This is a genomic window from Ruegeria sp. A4, from assembly GCF_056543025.1.
Window position 1 is genome coordinate 105,070 of the sequence record NZ_JBQGAW010000002.1, and the last position, 17,176, is coordinate 122,245.

Annotated in this window: 17 protein-coding genes and 1 pseudogene; 13 read left to right on the forward strand and 5 right to left on the reverse strand. The window is 59.6% G+C overall.

Annotated elements, in window-relative coordinates:
* Positions 1 to 30 precede the first annotated feature (30 nt).
* From ACR0E2_RS09760 to ACR0E2_RS09775, 4 genes are read right to left on the reverse strand one after another with little or no spacing between them, the layout of a single operon-like run.
* The gene (locus tag ACR0E2_RS09760) at positions 31 to 1,068 is read right to left on the reverse strand and encodes an ACP S-malonyltransferase (RefSeq protein ID WP_480446258.1); all 1,038 of its coding nucleotides are present in this window, start codon (positions 1,066 to 1,068) and stop codon (positions 31 to 33) included.
* A complete protein-coding gene (locus ACR0E2_RS09765; protein ID WP_480446259.1) occupies positions 1,065 to 3,254 on the reverse strand; it encodes a thiamine pyrophosphate-dependent enzyme in 2,190 nt (729 codons plus the stop codon). The genes ACR0E2_RS09760 and ACR0E2_RS09765 overlap by 4 nt, the downstream gene beginning before the upstream one ends.
* Before the next feature lie 11 nt (positions 3,255 to 3,265).
* Positions 3,266 to 4,468: an acyl-CoA dehydrogenase gene (locus ACR0E2_RS09770; RefSeq protein ID WP_171229255.1), complete on the reverse strand. Its 1,203-nt coding sequence runs from the start codon at positions 4,466 to 4,468 to the stop codon at positions 3,266 to 3,268.
* Complete coding sequence (locus ACR0E2_RS09775; RefSeq protein WP_480446475.1) at positions 4,465 to 5,640, reverse strand: pyridoxal phosphate-dependent aminotransferase; 1,176 nt, start codon at positions 5,638 to 5,640, stop codon at positions 4,465 to 4,467. Before ACR0E2_RS09775 ends, ACR0E2_RS09770 begins: the two co-directional genes overlap by 4 nt.
* Positions 5,641 to 5,729: 89 nt before the next feature.
* Here ACR0E2_RS09775 and ACR0E2_RS09780 point away from each other — a divergent pair, with 89 nt between their 5' ends.
* Positions 5,730 to 6,635 carry a LysR family transcriptional regulator gene (locus ACR0E2_RS09780; protein ID WP_480446260.1) on the forward strand — a complete coding sequence of 302 codons (906 nt, stop codon included), beginning with the start codon at positions 5,730 to 5,732 and terminating at the stop codon, positions 6,633 to 6,635.
* Between the two features lie 44 nt (positions 6,636 to 6,679).
* Here ACR0E2_RS09780 and ACR0E2_RS09785 read toward each other — a convergent pair whose 3' ends face one another.
* Positions 6,680 to 7,555, reverse strand: coding sequence for a LysR family transcriptional regulator (locus tag ACR0E2_RS09785; RefSeq protein WP_480446261.1), 876 nt, complete (start codon positions 7,553 to 7,555; stop codon positions 6,680 to 6,682).
* Between the two features lie 132 nt (positions 7,556 to 7,687).
* Between ACR0E2_RS09785 and ACR0E2_RS09790 the strand changes: the two genes are divergently transcribed.
* The 12 genes and pseudogenes from ACR0E2_RS09790 to ACR0E2_RS09845 form a co-directional block, all read left to right on the forward strand.
* Positions 7,688 to 8,653: an NAD(P)-dependent oxidoreductase gene (locus ACR0E2_RS09790; protein WP_480446262.1), complete on the forward strand. Its 966-nt coding sequence runs from the start codon at positions 7,688 to 7,690 to the stop codon at positions 8,651 to 8,653.
* 35 nt (positions 8,654 to 8,688) lie between these two features.
* Entirely contained in the window at positions 8,689 to 8,901 is a 213-nt protein-coding gene (locus ACR0E2_RS09795) for a hypothetical protein (protein WP_480446263.1), read from the forward strand.
* Between the two features lie 98 nt (positions 8,902 to 8,999).
* Positions 9,000 to 10,031, forward strand: coding sequence for a sterol desaturase family protein (locus ACR0E2_RS09800; RefSeq protein ID WP_480446264.1), 1,032 nt, complete (start codon positions 9,000 to 9,002; stop codon positions 10,029 to 10,031).
* 166 nt (positions 10,032 to 10,197) lie between these two features.
* Positions 10,198 to 11,013: a PaaX family transcriptional regulator C-terminal domain-containing protein gene (locus ACR0E2_RS09805; RefSeq protein ID WP_152460121.1), complete on the forward strand. Its 816-nt coding sequence runs from the start codon at positions 10,198 to 10,200 to the stop codon at positions 11,011 to 11,013.
* A gap of 231 nt (positions 11,014 to 11,244) precedes the next feature.
* Entirely contained in the window at positions 11,245 to 12,447 is a 1,203-nt protein-coding gene (pcaF, locus tag ACR0E2_RS09810) for a 3-oxoadipyl-CoA thiolase (RefSeq protein WP_480446265.1), read from the forward strand.
* Between the two features lie 15 nt (positions 12,448 to 12,462).
* Complete coding sequence (gene paaA / locus ACR0E2_RS09815) at positions 12,463 to 13,440, forward strand: 1,2-phenylacetyl-CoA epoxidase subunit PaaA (protein ID WP_171118422.1); 978 nt, start codon at positions 12,463 to 12,465, stop codon at positions 13,438 to 13,440.
* A 23-nt stretch (positions 13,441 to 13,463) separates the two neighbouring features.
* Positions 13,464 to 13,748: a 1,2-phenylacetyl-CoA epoxidase subunit PaaB gene (gene paaB / locus ACR0E2_RS09820; RefSeq protein WP_171118424.1), complete on the forward strand. Its 285-nt coding sequence runs from the start codon at positions 13,464 to 13,466 to the stop codon at positions 13,746 to 13,748.
* Positions 13,748 to 14,506: a 1,2-phenylacetyl-CoA epoxidase subunit PaaC gene (gene paaC / locus ACR0E2_RS09825; RefSeq protein ID WP_171229246.1), complete on the forward strand. Its 759-nt coding sequence runs from the start codon at positions 13,748 to 13,750 to the stop codon at positions 14,504 to 14,506. Before paaB ends, paaC begins: the two co-directional genes overlap by 1 nt.
* Positions 14,507 to 14,512: 6 nt before the next feature.
* Positions 14,513 to 14,971, forward strand: coding sequence for a 1,2-phenylacetyl-CoA epoxidase subunit PaaD (gene paaD, locus ACR0E2_RS09830; RefSeq protein WP_171229245.1), 459 nt, complete (start codon positions 14,513 to 14,515; stop codon positions 14,969 to 14,971).
* Positions 14,972 to 14,984: 13 nt separating this feature from the next.
* Positions 14,985 to 16,058: a 1,2-phenylacetyl-CoA epoxidase subunit PaaE gene (gene paaE / locus ACR0E2_RS09835; RefSeq protein ID WP_171363207.1), complete on the forward strand. Its 1,074-nt coding sequence runs from the start codon at positions 14,985 to 14,987 to the stop codon at positions 16,056 to 16,058.
* A 13-nt stretch (positions 16,059 to 16,071) separates the two neighbouring features.
* Positions 16,072 to 16,833: a Phenylacetic acid catabolic protein gene (locus ACR0E2_RS09840; RefSeq protein WP_480446266.1), complete on the forward strand. Its 762-nt coding sequence runs from the start codon at positions 16,072 to 16,074 to the stop codon at positions 16,831 to 16,833.
* 15 nt (positions 16,834 to 16,848) lie between these two features.
* Positions 16,849 to 17,172 (forward strand): annotated as a pseudogene (locus ACR0E2_RS09845) (transposase); the annotation flags it as partial.
* Positions 17,173 to 17,176: the final 4 nt, after the last annotated feature.

Genomic DNA, 17,176 nt, shown 5'->3' on the forward strand with positions numbered 1-17,176 from the left:
GGCTCTGAGGCTGACCGGCGGCCCGCAGGTTCATGTCACCTGTTTCCTTTGATCATCCATTCCCATCGAACACAGAATCGGGCTGTTTCTTTGGCGAGACTGAAATGTCGACTTGTCCGACAGTCCGGACCAATTGTTCAGGATCAGGCTTTGCGCGACGGCACCGCCCAGCGTGGTGCCGGGACCCGTAACAATGAAAAGATCCGGTGCGAACTCATGCGCGGCCTGTGCGATGGCATGGGTGAAATCATAAGTTTCCGTCACTTGGTGGCCCAGGGTGTAATCCCAAAGCGCATTCGGGTCGCATGCTCCGGGCCACCATATCCGGCCACGCCCGTCGATCAGGGGCAGGTCCGGTTGCCGGAACAGGCTAGCGCTCAGTTGTGTGCGGCCCTGCGCCGAAACCGGAGCCTGAAGATGCGAATGGAACCCGGCATGGTTGGCCAATCGCATGGGAAAACGTTCCTGAACCACCGGTACGGCCTTTTCGAACGCGGCCAGACCGGCGTCGTCGCCTGCAAGCACCAACATGCCGCCCAGATCAATCGACAGGGTCAGCGTCGCATCGGTTCGGTCGATGTCATCCACCAAGGCAAGCAGCTCAGCCTTGCGGGCCTGGTCAGGATGCCAGTCGGACTCCATGAAAGGATAGATCAATTGACCACCGATCATGTTTTCCTGCATCAGAGTGCCCATGGTGTTGACCACCTCGAACCCTCCTTCGGCGGACAGCGCACCGCCGCAGGCCAGTGCCGAATACCAGCCCATCGAATTTCCCGTCACCGCAACCACTTCGATTTTGTCAGGATTGATGGCGCGGAAATCACCCAAAGTCGCGGCATAGATCAAAGCAGATGCATTGTCGCCGCGCGTGTGCTTGGCAATGGAATATCGGGCGGCACCGTCCAGTTCGCTGAGCGTGTCTTGCCCCTGCGCGCGCCGCATGTCATCAAAGCGTCGCAACAGGGCCTTGTCGCTGAATTGCCGGCCCAAGACACCCAGTTCTGGTTTGTTGTAAGTACCGCGGCCAGGGAAGATGACGACGGCAGTCTGTTTGGCGGAACTCATGTGCCGGCCTCCATCAAGGATCGCGCGGCGGTTTCGATACTGTCCTTCGATGGCATGGTCGCAGCATAGGCCGGGCCTGTTGCGATAAAGCTGTCTTCTGCGGTGATGCGGGCCAGCGGCACATCGCTTGTTTCATGAAAATGCGCCATCAGAGCTTCGGCCACGCCGCCATGGTGGCGGGTTTCGTCGACGATCAGGATGCGTTTGGCCCCGATCACGGCCTGTGTCATTGCCGCTTTGGGCAAAGGGGACAACCAGCGCATATCGATGATCCGTGTCTTGATCCCGTCGGCCTGCAAGGCCGTGCGCGCCTGATGGCTGAGATAGACGCCATTTCCAAAGGTGACGATGGCCAGATCGTCGCCGTCACCATCCACGCCCACCTCGCCGAAGCCGATCTTTTCAGAAGGATCGGGATAGGTTTGCATCCAGCCGCCGTCTCCGGCCTCGTGCAGGTCCCGCATCGGGTAGAGGGCGATGGGTTCGAGGAAAACGACCAGCCGCTGTTCTTCACGCGCGAGGCGCACGCATTCACGCAGCATCCGCGCGGCGTCGGCACCGTTCGACGGGCAGGCCAGGATCAGGCCCGGGATGTCGCGCAATACAGCGACCGAGTTGTCATTGTGGAAATGTCCGCCAAACCCTTTTTGATACCCCAGTCCGGCAATGCGCACGACCATCGGGTTGGTGTATTGACCGTTCGAGAAAAAGGGCAGGGTGGCGGCCTCACCTCGCAGCTGATCCTCGGCATTGTGAAGATAGGCCAGAAACTGGATTTCCGGCATTGGCGTGAACCCGTTCTGGGCCATGCCGATCGCCAGGCCCAGGATCGACTGTTCGTCCAGCAACGTGTCGATCATCCGGTCAGGGCCAAACCGTGTTTGCAGCTTTTGGGTCACGCCGTAAACGCCGCCCTTGCGGCCGACATCTTCGCCCATCATGACGATCTCGCCATGTTCCAGCATCAGATCGGTCAGTGCCCAGTTGATCAACCGCGACATGATCTGCGGTTCGGAATGGGCCTTGAGATCGCCGCCGAAAATCTCGGCCCGACGCTCGGGTGTTGGGCCGTTGGTCGGCGCGCAGGGGCGTGCCGGCGGGATCAGGCTGGCCATCACCTCTTTTGCGTTTTGCAGGCGCGGGCGTGCGACGGCCTGATCGGCCACGCGGGCGACCCGGGCGCAGGTATCATTGTAGACGCTCAGCGCCTGTTCCGGGCCCATCGCGCCAAACTGATCCAACAGGCGCACGGAATGCAGCAGCGGGTCGTTGGCTTCTTCGGCCTCAACCTCGGCTTTTGGCATATAGGTGGTTGGCATATCGGCCCCGGCGTGACCGTACAGGCGAACAGTCCGAACATGCAGGAAAGCAGGTTTCCTGCGGCTGCGCACATAGTCCGCCGCCTGTTGCGCGACGCGATAGGTGTCGAACAGATCCAACCCGTCGCACGAGAAATACTTCAGGCCCGGACGGTTGGCGAAAGTGGCCGCGATCCAGCCTTTCGGCGTTTTGGTCGAGATACCGATCCCGTTGTCTTCGCAGCAGAACAGAAGGGGCAGAGGCACAGATTGAAAGGACGTCCACTGCGCCGTGTTGAACGCGCCCTGTGCGGTGGAGTGGTTGGCCGAGGCATCCCCGAACGAGCAATAGACGATGGCATCCTCGGGCATGTCTGCATGTTCAGGGCGATGACGCCGTGCAGCAGCGACGGCATATGCCGCGCCGACCGCCTTCGGCAGATGGCTGGCGATGGTCGAGGTCTGCGGCGGAATGCACAGCGCTTTCGATCCCAGAACCTTGTGACGCCCGCCACTGATCGGATCCTCGGAAGACGAGGCAAAGGACAGCAGAATATCCCATGTCGGGCTTTGGCCCGGCACCTGATCCGCGCGGGCAATCTGAAAGGCCGCATCGCGGTAGTGCAGAAAGGCCGGATCGGTCGGGCGCAGGGCCGCGGCAACGGCCGCCATGCCCTCATGCCCGGACGACCCGATCGTATAGAACCCCTGGCCCGCCTTCTGCATCGCGCGGCTTTGCCGGTCCAGCGCGCGGCTCAGGCATTGCGCCCTGTAAAGCGCGACGGCTTGATAACCGCTCAGCGGCCCGGCCGGTGCGGACCCTTCGGGAAAGTCCCGCGCCGCAACACGGCGCAGGAAATTGTCATGCACGATTGCGGCGCGATCCATGTCAGATGTCCTTAGGCGAAGGCTTGCAGACCTGTCTGCGCACGGCCCAGGATCAGGGCATGCACATCATGGGTGCCTTCATAGGTGTTGACGGTTTCAAGGTTCACCATGTGGCGGATCACGTGGAAGTCCTGACTGATCCCGTTGCCACCATGCATGTCGCGGGCATGGCGGGCGATCTCAAGGGCCTTGCCGCAATTGTTCCGTTTGATCAGGCTGACCATCTCGGGCGCGGCGCGGGCTTCGTCCATCAGGCGACCCACGCGCAACGCGGCTTGCAGGCCCAGCGTGATTTCGGTCTGCATGTTGGCAAGCTTCAGCTGGAACAGTTGTGTCTGCGCCAGCGGACGGCCGAACTGTTTGCGGTCCAGCCCATATTGCCGGGCCGCGTGCCAGCAAGCCTCGGCGGCGCCCATCGACCCCCAGGCGATGCCGTAACGCGCACGGTTCAGACAGCCGAACGGGCCTTTCAAACCTTCGACATTGGGCAGCAGGGCGTCCTCGCCGACCTCGACATTGTTCATCACGATCTCACCGGTGATCGAGGCGCGCAAGGACAGCTTGCCTTCGATCTTGGGCGCCGACAGTCCAGCCGTTCCCTTGTCCAGGACAAAGCCCTTGATCTTGCCGCCATGCGCCTCGGATTTGGCCCAAACGACGAACACATCGGCGATCGGGGCGTTCGAGATCCACATTTTCGACCCGTTCAGCACATAGCCGCCCTCGGTTTTCTTCGCGACAGTCTTCATCGAGCCGGGGTCCGAACCGGCATCGGGTTCCGTCAGCCCGAAGCAGCCTATAAATTCGCCGGTTGCCAGTTTGGGCAGGTACTTCTGGCGCTGCTCTTCGGTGCCGTAAGCGTAGATCGGATACATCACCAGGCTGGACTGCACCGACATCATCGAACGATAGCCGCTGTCCACACGCTCGACCTCGCGCGCGACCAGACCATAGGTCACATAGCTGGACCCAATGCCGCCATATTCCTCGGGGATGGTTGTCCCCAGCAAACCCATCTCACCCATCTCGCGAAAGATGGCCGGGTCGGTTTCTTCATTGGCAAACGCGGCAGTAACCCGAGACAGCAGCTTGTCCTGCGCGTAGGCATGCGCAGCGTCACGAACCATGCGTTCGTCTTCGGCCAGCTGGTCTTCCAGCAGGAACGGGTCGTCCCAGGTGAAGGGGCCAAGGTGCGGGGAGGATTGAGGTTTCATGCAAGTTTCCTTTCCACAGCGGTTTTCAGACGCGCAAGGCCCGCTGCAATTGTATCTTCAGCATATGCGAATGACAGGCGAAGATGGCCCGGCATCCCAAAGGCGCGGCCGGGCACCAGGGCAACGCCGGCATCTTCCAGCAACCACGTGCAGAATTCCGCGTCGCTGTCAAATGGCCCGCCTTGTTCTTTCAACAGGCCAGTGCAGGACGGAAAGGCGTAAAACGCCCCGTCCGGGGTGGAACAGCGCAGCCCGGGTACTGCGTTCAACCCGTCGACGACCAGATCGCGGCGCGCGGCAAAGAGGGCGCGACGCTCCTCCAGCAACTCGGGGTCGCAAGTGATGGCGGCCAGCGACGCCCATTGCGAGATCGAGCATGCCCCCGATGTGACCTGACCCTGAACAGCGACCATGGCGCTTATCAGATCGGACGGTCCGATCCCCCAGCCGATGCGCCATCCGGTCATCGACCACGCCTTGGCCACACCGTTGACGATCAGCATGCGATGGGTCAGCGCCGGGGCGGCATCGGCCGCGGACGTGAAAGGTGCAAAGTTGAGATGGCGATAAATCTCATCGGCCAGAACCCAGACCTGCGAGTGGCGCTCCAGCACGTCTGCCAGCCCCGCAAGTTCTTCCTTCGAGTAAATCGCGCCCGACGGGTTCGAGGGTGAGTTCAGCATAAGCCAGCGCGTGCGCGGTGTGATGGCGGCCTGCAATTGTTCAGGCAGCAGTTTGAAGCCCTGCTCCATTGGGCAGGGCAGAACAACCGGCACCCCACCTGCCATCCGGACAATATCGGAATAGCTGGTCCAATAGGGGGCGGGCATGATGACCTCGTCGCCGGGGTTAAGGCTGGCCAGCATCGCATTTGCAATCACCTGTTTCGCGCCTGTTGATACGATGATCTGAGCCATCTCGGCACCTGCCTGTCGGGCAATTTTCGTGCGCAGTTCAGGCACACCCGCAGTGGGCGGGTACTTGGTTTTGCCCTCCAGTGCCGCGGAATGCGCAGCTTCGACCACATGGGGTGGCGTCGGCAGGTCCGGTTCGCCGGTTGACAGCGCCAGAATATCACGCCCTTGGGCGCGCAGGCGGGCGGCGGCCTCTGAGATCTGGACGATTTCCGACAATTCGATACCGTTCAACCGGTCAGCGCGCTGGAACACAATGAACCTTCCTCTGCAAACAGGTTCGGTTTTAGCCACAAAGTCACTTGAGAAAAATACGCCAATGAGTATCTTTTCAGTGACTAAAACTCATGAGTTCCATGCCCCGGATCAACTCACTGCCATCGCTGGCTCTTATGCGCAGTTTCGAAGCCGCCGCGCGCCATGAAAGCTATACCATGGCGGCCGAAGAGCTTGGCGTGACGCAAAGCGCGATCAGCCGCCAGGTCCGAGAGCTTGAGGCCGCGATTGGCGTTACGCTGTTTCGGCGGGTTGGACGCGCAGTGCGCCTTTCCAAGGCGGGGCGGGCCTTGCGGGACGAGCTGGCAGGTGATCTTGAACGTCTCAGTGGTACAATCAACCGTGCGATTGCAGCCGGAGACGGTGCGTCGCTTTTGACCCTGGCCGTCCTGCCCACCTTTGCGACACGGTGGTTGGTGCCGCGCCTGCCGGATTTCAAAACGCGCCATCCCGGGATCGAATTGGATCTGCACTCTTACACGACGCCTTTCAGCCTTGAAGAACGACGTATGGATCTGGCCATCCATTTCGGGCAGGAGGATTGGCCGGGCGCGCAATTACGCAGGTTGTTCCCTGAGCATCTGGTGGTCACGGCAGCACCCGCGCTGCTGAGACGTCACAGGCTGGACACCCGCGCGCAAACCTTCGAGCTGCCGCTTTTGCATCTGACCTCGCGCCCCGAGCTGTGGTCCACCTATCACTCTCAGCTCGGGCTGGATCCGGGAGCGGTTTTTCCGGGGATGCGGTTTGATCAGTTCTCGATGCTGATCGAGGCCGCCGTCGTCGGTTTGGGTGCCGCCATTCTGCCCTCGTATTTGATTGAAGAAGAGCTGGCGTCCGGCGTTTTGACCGAAATCGGCCAGATCGCCAACACGTCGAACAGCGCTTATTATATCGCGACGCCAACAGGTCAGAAGAACGACGCCGTTCAAGTTTTTGCAAACTGGATCAGCAAGCAGACGCGGGCACGCGCGTAACTGGTCAAATACAGAAGACCGAACTCATTGCCCGCAGGCACAACTCAGGCGAAAATCTGTTTGAGCCAGGTTTCAAACATCTGTTTGGCAGCAGAGTTTGCGTTCGATCTCAGGCCATCGACAAGGAAATGGCTCTGTTCGATTGGAATGGCGTCCCCGACAATCGCGATGGACCTTCCGGCCTTGATTGCGGTTCTGGCAAAGCGCTCAAGGATTACCGCGTATCCTCCACCTTCCGCCACGATGTCCACGGCGGCAATTGTCGTGTCCACGGTGAAGCAAGACGCCGCAGGAGAATACTCTGTGCCGAAAGCGGAAAAATACCGGTGCCACATGTCCTGAAATCCCAAAATCTGTATCTGGGGTTTGACCAGCAGTTCTTCCGGCGAAGGCCATTTCCGATCTCGTGATCCGGCTGCAACCGGAACGATACGTTCGTCCGAGATCTTGCTGAACGGCCCGTCCTTCCATTCCCCGTTTCCCAAACGCAGCTCGACATCGACGTTTTCCCTGCCCGCGGATTCTGCCCAGATATTTGAAACCAACCTGATCGATACACCCGGATGCGCGCGTGAAAACTCGGGCAATCTGCCGCCAAGGAACAAGCTGGCCGTGGAAATCGGCACACGCACGACCAGCTCGTGCTTGTGACCGGAGCCAAACAGGCTTGCGGTCGACAGGTCGATATCGCCCAAGGCGCGCCGAACTGAAAACGCATAGGCCTGCCCGACCTCTGTCAGGCTGAGGTTGCGCGCGGCACGAAAGAACAAAGGGCAGCCCAGCTGTGCTTCCAATGAGCGGACGTGCAGGCTCAAGGCCGTCTGTGTGATGCCAAGCTCTTCTGCCGCAGCAGTAAAGCTCATATGCCGTGCAGCGCAGTCAAAAGACCGCAGCCAGACCAGATTGGGCGATTTTGACATTTCCAGCACCAAAAAATTTTATGGATACCGGCGATATTTATTCGTTTTACATGCTGCATTCAACGCCCGTAGATTTCATCAGGGAAAAACAGCGCTGGTCCTCTGATTGGCCACCGGAAAGGGAACGCAGGTATGAAAGTTGGATTTATCGGCCTTGGAAATGTCGGCGGGAAACTCAGTGGCAGTTTGCTGCGCAATGGCGTTGATTTGACCGTACATGATCTGAACTCTGACCTAGTGTTAGGTTTCGTCGACCGCGGGGCAAAGGCTGCCGAGAATCCGGCACAACTAATGCGGGATTGTGATGCAGTGATCACCTGCCTGCCTTCTCCGGCGGCTTCGGACGCTGTGATGCAGGACATGCTGCCCGAAGTGACCGCGGGCAAAATCTGGATGGAGATGTCCACCACGGATGAAGCAGAGGTCAAGCGTCTGGGTGCGATGGTGAAGGAACGCGGTGGCGCTGCCGTCGATTGTCCGGTCTCGGGGGGGTGTCATCGGGCGGATACCGGCAACATTTCGATTTTTGCCGGATGTGATCGCGCCGCGTTCGAACGTATTCTGCCCTTTCTGACCACGATGGGGCGTCGCATCCTTCATACCGGTGAACTGGGATCTGCTTCGGTACTGAAAGTGCTGACCAACTATCTGGCCACTGCAAACCTGATCACCTGTTCAGAGGCGCTTGTGGTCGCCAAGGCCGCCGGAATGGATTTGAATACGGCGTATGAGGCAATGAAGATCAGTTCGGGAACATCCTTCGTGCATGAAACCGAAAGTCAGGTCATCCTAAACGGGTCTCGCGATATCTCGTTCACGATGGACCTGGTGTTGAAGGATATCGGCCTGTTTCAGGAGGTGGCGGATCGCGCCGGGGTGCCGCTGGAGGTCAATCCGCTGATGATCGAGATTTTCAAGGACGGGATCGAGAAATACGGCCCTCGTGAGTTTTCCCCCAACATCATCCGCCGGCTCGAAGACAAAACCGGGCTGGATATCCGCGCGCCGGGGTTCCCATCGGAAATGCTGGACGATGAACCCGAAGAGCCCGGTTACGAAGTGATCCCGCAAGGATCTGACCTGAAGGCCGCCGAATAGGGCGGTGCGCGGCGGGCAGGTAACGGATCTACAGCATGGCGGATCATCATTCTTGCGCCGTTGCATTCGCCGACATGGGGGGATCCTGCATCACGCCTGAAGCAAATCGGCTGAAACTTCTGGCCGTCTTTCGTGCCGCCGTTTCTGAGCGGAACGGTTCGCTTTCCGCTGCCGGTGTCCGCAAGAAACCGGATGGGCGGGGCAGGTTGCGCAAGGTGCTCGATAACCGCCGCCCGTTCCACGAATAGGTCACATCATGTATCGCCGGCCATCACGCAAATATCCTTACGAGCCGCCTCCGGCCTGGTCCTGAAAAAGGCGACTTTATTCAGGAAAGGACAATCACGTGACGACCCAAGATGCGAACCTTCAGGGCACCACCAAGGCACGCCCCGCGCCCGGCCCCATGAGCCGCGAATGGCATTGGCACCCGGACTTGCCGGTGATATACGCCCCGTACTGGAACTGGCCGCCGAAAATCGGCGTCCTGGCGAAATGGGTTTGGCAGAACTGGCTTCAGTTCTCGGACCGCTCGATCTTTCTGGCCTTGGCCTTCCTAGTGGCCTTCTGGGTACAACCCGTCGATGCCGGGCAGGCCTCGTTTGCCTCGGGCTGGATGTCATGGGTATTCATTCGGAACTGGGTGCTGCTGTTGATCGTCGCCGGTGGTCTGCACATGTGGTTCTACGGCGTTGACGGGCAGGGAAAGCTGCTGAAATACGACCCACGGCCTTACATGAAGCGCCAGAACGCTTTGTACAAGTTCGGCTATCAGACCTGGGACAACATCTACCATTCGATGGTCTTTGGCGCGACATTCCTGTCGATGCTGGAGTGCTTTCTGCGCTGGATGTATGCCAACGACTATATCGCCACGCTCAGCTTCACGGCGCATCCGGTCTGGTTCGTGCTGCTGTTTCCGATCCTGGCGATCTGGCAGAGCTTTCATTTCTACGTGGTGCATCTATTTCTGCATCAGCCATTCATCTACAGACATGTTCACGCCGTGCATCACCGCAACGTCAACACCGGCCCATGGTCGGGCATGTCGATGCATCCGGTCGAGGCTTTGGGGTATCTCAGTGCCATCCTGATCGTGCTGGTGCTGCCCAGCAACCCGGTGCACATGATCTTTCTGGGGTATTGGCTGATGTTGGGTGCCGCCTCGTCTCATTCCGGGTACGAGGCCATCTGGGCGCGCGACCGTCAGGCGTTGTTGATCGGGGCGTTTTTCCACCAGTTGCATCACCGGTATTACGAATGCAATTACGGCAACGCGGAAATGCCCTGGGACAAGTGGTTCGGAACCTATCACGATGGCTCGGAAGAGGCCACGAAACGAACTCGCAACCGCAAACGTGACATGCACGCCAAATAGAGCGGCAGGCAACGCGGCGCGCGCAGGTGGCGCTGCCTCGGCCGATCATTTGTCTTGCCCGACAACGCTTGACTGAACCGACCCCGTTGGCGCAATCCTGACCCTGTACGAAACCGGGCGCGCGGGGCCGGATGGCATTTCCTTCGGGCCCGATTATACTGGGCAAATGAAAGATACCGCTCCAGACTGGTTTGAAACCTGTGTCAGCCGGCTGACCACGACAAGCACCCAGCGGGTGTGGTCTGTTCTGGTCACGATTTTCGGCGATCTGGCGCAGGATGGATCAGATCAGATCAGCGGATCACTCATCACCGCGCTTACGCGTCTGGCGGGGATCAGGGCCGAGGCCACGCGGGTTGCGTTGCATCGGTTGCGCAAGGAAGGCTGGATTGAAAGCACGCGGGTTGGTCGGAACAGTGTGCACAGGCTGACCAGCTTTGGCCGCCGTCAAAGCGTTGCAGCCGCACCGCGTATCTATTCCCGCGACCCGAACATGCCGGATATCTGGCATGTCCTCATCGCGAGCAACTCGGAAAGTTCCCGAAAGGAACTGTCGGACCTGATGCTGACAGGGGATTACTTCTCGTTGAATGCGACTACGGCCATGGCGCCCGGGCCGATGCCGGATGATCTTGAGGAGCTTCTGGGTTTCGAGAGCGACACGATGTCCGTCCCGAACTGGCTTCGCGACCTGTGCGGGCCGGAGCCGTTGAAAACCGCCTATGATCAGTTCTGGGATGCCATTCAGGTGGTTGAGCGGCTTTTGCCCGCAGAGGGGGCGGGCGATCCGATGCGGTCGGCGGTTCTGCGCGTACTGGTGGTGCATGCCTGGCGACGTATCGTTCTGCGCCATCCAAGCCTGCCGCCGGTTTTCCTGCCGGACGACTGGAAAGGCGCCGCATGCAGAGAAGCTGTCTCGCACTTGTTGGACAGGCTGCCGCGCCCTTCGCTATCGAGCTTGGAAGCCGAGCTGATGGACTGACCCACAGCGGGGCAAAGTTCGGGCGAGCTGTTGGATGTCCTGCCATCGCGAAGGGCTGCGTCGTCTTTTTTGCGGTCAAGAAAACCTCTTTGGTCAGCAGTCACCTTTAATGTTACAAGATGTGCGGCGCATGGGAAGATTGAGTAACATAAGACTTGCATCGAATCAGGGGAAGATTTATTAACCGACCAGACGGTTGATATTGTTCCACGGGAACAGGAGTACTCTAAGATGGACGCTTTCATTTGTGACGCGACGCGCACTCCGATCGGACGCTACGGAGGGGCGCTATCGTCGGTCCGCACTGATGATCTGGCTGCTCTGCCGTTGGCGGCATTGAAGGCGCGCAACCCTCAGGTCGACTGGGCCAGTGTTGACGACGTGATCTATGGCGATGCCAATCAGGCGGGCGAGAGCAACCGAAACGTTGCGCGTATGGCGGCACTGCTGGCGGGTTTGCCGATTGATGTGCCGGGAACGACGGTGAACCGTCTGTGTGCCAGCGGCATGGATGCCGTGGGAATGGCGGCGCGCGGCATCAAGGCGGGCGACTATGATTTGGTCATTGCGGGTGGCGTGGAAAGCATGTCACGCGCGCCGTTCGTGATGCCCAAGGCAAGTTCGGCGTTCACCCGCAGCAACGCGGTGTACGACACGACGATCGGATGGCGTTTCGTGAACCCGAAGATGAAGCAGGCATACGGCGTCGACTCCATGCCGCAAACGGCCGACAATGTCGCCGAAGATTATGGTATCAGCCGGGAAGACCAGGATGCCTTTGCCGCGCGCAGCCAGTCCCGCTGGGCCGCCGCGCATGCGGCTGGAGTGTTCAAGGATGAAATCACCCCGGTTTCGGTTCCCCAGCGCAAGGGCGATCCGATTGTCGTTGATACGGACGAGCACCCGCGCCCGGGAACTACGGCAGAAAAACTCGCGGGTCTGAAAGGTGTGAACGGGCCCGACAAAACCGTGACGGCGGGAAATGCGTCCGGTGTGAATGATGGCGCGGCGGCGATCCTGATGGCGAATGAGGCCACGACAGCCCAGAACGGTCTGACCCCGATGGCCCGTGTGGTCGGCATGTCGGTTGCGGGTGTTGCGCCACGTGTGATGGGCATCGGCCCGGTGCCGGCCAGCCGCAAGGTGTTGGCCCGGGCAGGGCTGAGCGTGGATCAGATGGACGTGATCGAACTGAACGAGGCGTTTGCGTCTCAGGGCCTTGCCACCTTGCGCGAGCTGGGTCTTCCCGACGACGCGCCTCACGTGAACCCCAACGGTGGCGCAATAGCGCTGGGCCATCCCCTTGGCATGAGCGGTGCGCGTCTTGTGCTGACTGCGGCCTATCAATTGAAACGTACCGGCGGGCGCTATGCCCTGTGCACCATGTGTGTGGGTGTCGGGCAGGGTGCGGCCCTTATACTTGAACGCGTGTAACGGAGGAGACGGGACATGTATGCTCAGATGGTAGAATCCGAAGCGTCGAATGAAGATCCGGACAAGCTAGCTGAATTCCAGGCGCGGATCGACGCGGATATCAAGATCGAGCCAAAGGACTGGATGCCGCACGGGTATCGGAAGACGCTGATCCGTCAGATTGGACAGCACGCTCATTCCGAGATTGTGGGCCAATTGCCCGAAGGCAACTGGATCACGCGCGCGCCGACGCTGGAGCGGAAGGCGATCCTTCTCGCCAAGGTGCAGGACGAGGCCGGGCACGGTCTTTACCTGTATTGTGCCGCCGAAACGTTGGGTGTCAGCCGCGATGAACTGACCGAGATGCTGCTGGATGGCCGCATGAAATATTCGTCGATCTTCAATTACCCGACCTTGAACTGGGCCGATATCGGTGCCGTCGGGTGGCTGGTTGACGGGGCGGCGATCATGAACCAGGTGCCGCTGCAAAGAACGTCCTACGGGCCGTATTCGCGCGCCATGATCCGCATCTGCAAGGAAGAAAGCTTTCACCAGCGTCAGGGTTACGATGCCATTCGCAAAATGGCCGAAGGTACGCCCGAGCAACGCAAGATGGCGCAGGATGCGATGAACCGCTTCTGGTACCCGTCACTGATGATGTTCGGCCCCTCCGACAAGGACTCGGTGCATTCGGCCCAGTCGATGGCGTGGAAGATCAAGATCAACACCAATGACGAGCTGCGCCAGAAATTCGTCGACCAGACCGTGCCGCAGGCTGAGTATCTGGGTCTGACAATCCCTGATCCGGATCTGAAGTGGAACGAAGAGCGGGGGCATTACGACTTTACGGAACCCGACTGGTCGGAATTCTTTGACGTGATCAAGGGCAACGGCCCCTGCAACGTGGATCGGCTGGCCGCGCGCAACAAGGCTTGGGACGACGGCAAGTGGGTCCGTGACGGGCTGCTGGCCCACGCCCGCAAGAAACAGGCCGGCAATCTGGCTGCTGAATAAGCTTACCCTGAGGAGGATACCCGATGAATACCGAATGGCCCCTGTGGGAAATCTTCATCCGCGGTCAGCATGGGATGAGCCACCGACATGTCGGTTCGCTACATGCCCCTGACGCGGAAATGGCAATCAAGAACGCGCGCGATGTCTACACCCGCCGCAACGAAGGCGTCTCGATCTGGGTGGTCGAAGCCAACAACATCTCGGCGTCGTCGCCCAGCGACAAAGGCCCGCTGTACGAACCGAGCCAAAGCAAAGTTTACCGCCACCCGACTTTCTTCGACATTCCCGATGAAGTGGGGGCAATGTGATGACCCGGGACGAGGCATTTCTGCAATTCCTGCTGCGGATGGGGGACAACACCCTGATCCTCGGCCATCGTGTCAGTGAGTGGTGCGGCCATGCGCCGGTTCTGGAAGAAGACATAGCGCTGGCCAACACCGCGCTGGACCTGATTGGCCAGACCCAGATGTGGCTGGGCCTTGCGGGAGAGGCCGATGGTGGCAAAAGCGCCGACGAGCTGGCTTTCCTGCGCGACGCCTGGGATTTCCGCAACGTGTTGCTGGTCGAAGTGCCGAACGGCGATTTCGGCCGTACGCTGATGCGTCAATTCCTGTTCGATGCGTGGCACTCGATCATGCTGGGGCGCCTGATGGCTTCCTCGGACGAGCGGGTCGCGGCAATCGCCGCCAAGGCCAGCAAGGAAGTGACCTACCATCTGGAACGTTCGGGCGACACGGTTGTCGGGCTTGGTGATGGAACCGAGGAAAGCCATGCCCGGATGCAGGATGCTCTGGATTACCTGTGGCCCTATGTGGGCGAGATGTTTGCCAGCGACGAGGTGGACGCCCAGATGGTCGCCGCAGGGATCGCTCCGAATCCGGCGGATTTGCGAGAGGAATACGACGCTCTGGTTGAGCGGGTCCTCAATCAGGCAACTCTGACCATTCCGGAAAGCCGTTTTGCCCATAAAGGCGGCCGCGACGGGCGCATGCATACCGAACATCTGGGCCATCTGCTGACGCAGATGCAATGGCTGCAACGCGCCTATCCCGGAGCAAAGTGGTAAAAGCGGATGCGGGTCTCGACTGACCAGATATGGAGCTGGCTGGATGCCGTGCCCGATCCCGAAATCCCGGTGATCTCCGTCGTGGATTTGGGCATTGTGCGCGATGTGCGCTGGGACGCTGACACGCTGGTCGTAACCGTCACGCCAACGTATTCCGGTTGCCCGGCGACATCCATCATTAGTATGGATATCGAAACCGCCCTGCGCGATCACGGCATCGGGGATCTGCTCATAGAAACCAGCATTTCACCCGCCTGGACCACCGATTGGCTCAGCGAAAAAGGCCGCGCCAAGCTGGAAGATTATGGCATTGCGCCGCCGCAACCCGCGGGCGGCCCGGATCGCTGTCCCCATTGCGGCAGTAAAGCAGTCGAAAAGGTCAGCCAGTTCGGCTCGACCCCGTGCAAGGCCCATTGGCGCTGCGCGGACTGTCTGGAACCCTTTGACTATTTCAAGTGCATCTGAGGAGGAGCACCGGATGGCACGTTTTCACGACCTGAAAGTCACCGACATCCACAAAACCATCCGCGATGCGGTTGTCGTTACGCTTGAGCCCGTTAACGGCGCAGCGGAACAGTTCGACTTCGCCGCCGGCCAGTACCTGACGTTCCGGCGCGAATTCGACGGTGAAGAACTGCGCCGCTCCTACTCCATCTGTGCCGGCAAGGATGACGGTGTTCTTCAGGTTGGCATAAAACGTGTCGAGGGTGGCGCATTCTCAAGCTGGGCAAATGAAGAGCTCAACATAGGTGACGTCGTGCAGGCGATGCCGCCAATGGGCAATTTCCACGTACCCATCGATGCGGATGCGGAAAAACAATACCTTGGCTTCGCCGGCGGATCGGGGATCACGCCTGTTCTGTCGATCCTCAAAACCACATTGGCGCGCGAACCCAAATCCCGATTTACGCTGATCTATGCCAACAAGGGCATCAACACGATCATGTTCCGCGAGGAACTGGAGGATCTGAAGAACCTATATATGGGTCGGCTGAACGTCATCCACATTCTGGAAACCGACGCGCAGGAGATTGACCTGTTTACCGGTCTGGTAACGCAGGAAAAATGCCGCGAGCTGTTCAAGCACTGGATCGATGTCAAGAATGCAGACACCGCATTCATCTGCGGACCAGAGCCGATGATGCTGGGTATTGCCGCCGCTCTGCGGGAACACGGACTTGAGGACAGCCAGATCAAGTTCGAACTCTTCGCAAGCGCCCAGCCGGGTCGGGCCAGGCGCAAGACAGACGCCGCCGACGCAGGCACGCAGGCAAACCAGACCAGTGCTTCGATCACACTGGACGGCGCGACGCAGACCGTCACCTTGCCGAAGGATCAGTCCATTCTGGATGCCGCCCTGGAAAATGCCATGGACGCGCCTTACGCCTGCAAGGCCGGGGTCTGTTCAACCTGCCGCTGCCGTGTTCTTGAGGGCGAAGTCGAGATGCTCGCCAATCACGCGCTGGAAGACTACGAGGTCGAAAAAGGTTACGTGCTGAGTTGTCAGGCTTACCCGGTTACCGACCGCGTGGTCGTGGACTACGACCAGTAAAGGGAGAGGATCAATGACCGACGCCATGACACTTGACAGCTACCTGGCCGCAGGCGGAGTGCTGACCAATCCGACCAACGTACCGCCGCGTTACCGCGCCGAACTGATGAAACTGATGGCTACGTTTGTGGACAGCGAACTCGCAGGTGCCGCGGGCTTTGCTGATGTCATCAACCAGGGCCCCGGCATAAAGGAACGCATCGCGGCGGCGAAGATCGTGTTGGAAAAGACGGACCATGCGGATCGGGTTCTGAAAATCATGGGTGAGTTCGGCGCCGACACGGATCGTTATGCCACGCATCACCCGTGGACTGCCCGGTTGGATCGAAAAGCGGATATCGGCGCGACCCGCAGCGAACATGACATGCGGCTTGCGGTGTTCAATTATCCGATTTCCGGTTGGACTGATGCCGTCGTCATGAACCTGCTGATGAGCCGTGCCGTGGCAGAGCAACTGGCGGAGTTCTCGACCGTCTCTTACCAGCCACTGGCCGAGGCTTTCCGGCAGATCGCACCGATCGAGGCGCATCACGGCGAACTGGCGTTGGAAGGCGCTGTGAAGCTGGTTGAAAACGGAGCGTCGCAAGACATGCAAGACGCTGTGGACTATTGGTGGCCACGCGTAGCAGTGTCTTTCGGGAGGGATGACCCGAACCGATTTGAGCATCTGAGATCACTTGGTTTGCGCCATAGTACCAACGCTGCCCTTCGGGAACGTTGGGCTCGGTCAGCGGACAAAGCTCTGAATAGGCTGGGTTTGAAATCACCTTCATAGAGCCACGATGCATCCATTTTCACGGCACTTCAGGGTACACGTCCTAGAAAACAGAGCGGTGAAACGGGTGATCCTTTCTGGTTGACCGACGAGCAGGTGGCCAGGCTCGCTCCCTTCTTAGCGGAGTCGCTTGGCACGCCTCGGGTTGATGACAAACGGGTATTAAGCGGGATTATTTCCATCAACCGCAATGGTTCGCGGTGGCGCAACGTTCCCGATAAATACAGAGCGCACTACGCGCTTCACAGCCGGAGAAAGCGTTGGTGCGAGAAAGGTATCTTCGCCGGAATGCTGGCCGACCTTGTTGCCGGGCAGGGCGAGAAGAAGACTGTGATGATCCCTC

Bases quoted from the DNA above. Each gene is read 5' to 3' on its own strand.
- paaD (WP_171229245.1), top strand. From the start codon at position 14,513: ATGCGGGTCTCGACTGACCAGATATGGAGCTGGCTGGATGCCGTGCCC.
- ACR0E2_RS09795 (WP_480446263.1), top strand. From the start codon at position 8,689: ATGGCGGATCATCATTCTTGCGCCGTTGCATTCGCCGACATGGGGGGA.
- ACR0E2_RS09785 (WP_480446261.1), bottom strand. From the start codon at position 7,555: ATGTCAAAATCGCCCAATCTGGTCTGGCTGCGGTCTTTTGACTGCGCT.
- ACR0E2_RS09760 (WP_480446258.1), bottom strand. From the start codon at position 1,068: ATGAGTTCCGCCAAACAGACTGCCGTCGTCATCTTCCCTGGCCGCGGT.
- paaA (WP_171118422.1), top strand. From the start codon at position 12,463: ATGTATGCTCAGATGGTAGAATCCGAAGCGTCGAATGAAGATCCGGAC.
- paaE (WP_171363207.1), top strand. From the start codon at position 14,985: ATGGCACGTTTTCACGACCTGAAAGTCACCGACATCCACAAAACCATC.
- pcaF (WP_480446265.1), top strand. From the start codon at position 11,245: ATGGACGCTTTCATTTGTGACGCGACGCGCACTCCGATCGGACGCTAC.
- ACR0E2_RS09790 (WP_480446262.1), top strand. From the start codon at position 7,688: ATGAAAGTTGGATTTATCGGCCTTGGAAATGTCGGCGGGAAACTCAGT.
- paaC (WP_171229246.1), top strand. From the start codon at position 13,748: ATGACCCGGGACGAGGCATTTCTGCAATTCCTGCTGCGGATGGGGGAC.
- ACR0E2_RS09780 (WP_480446260.1), top strand. From the start codon at position 5,730: ATGAGTTCCATGCCCCGGATCAACTCACTGCCATCGCTGGCTCTTATG.
- ACR0E2_RS09805 (WP_152460121.1), top strand. From the start codon at position 10,198: ATGAAAGATACCGCTCCAGACTGGTTTGAAACCTGTGTCAGCCGGCTG.
- ACR0E2_RS09770 (WP_171229255.1), bottom strand. From the start codon at position 4,468: ATGAAACCTCAATCCTCCCCGCACCTTGGCCCCTTCACCTGGGACGAC.
- ACR0E2_RS09765 (WP_480446259.1), bottom strand. From the start codon at position 3,254: ATGGATCGCGCCGCAATCGTGCATGACAATTTCCTGCGCCGTGTTGCG.
- paaB (WP_171118424.1), top strand. From the start codon at position 13,464: ATGAATACCGAATGGCCCCTGTGGGAAATCTTCATCCGCGGTCAGCAT.
- ACR0E2_RS09840 (WP_480446266.1), top strand. From the start codon at position 16,072: ATGACCGACGCCATGACACTTGACAGCTACCTGGCCGCAGGCGGAGTG.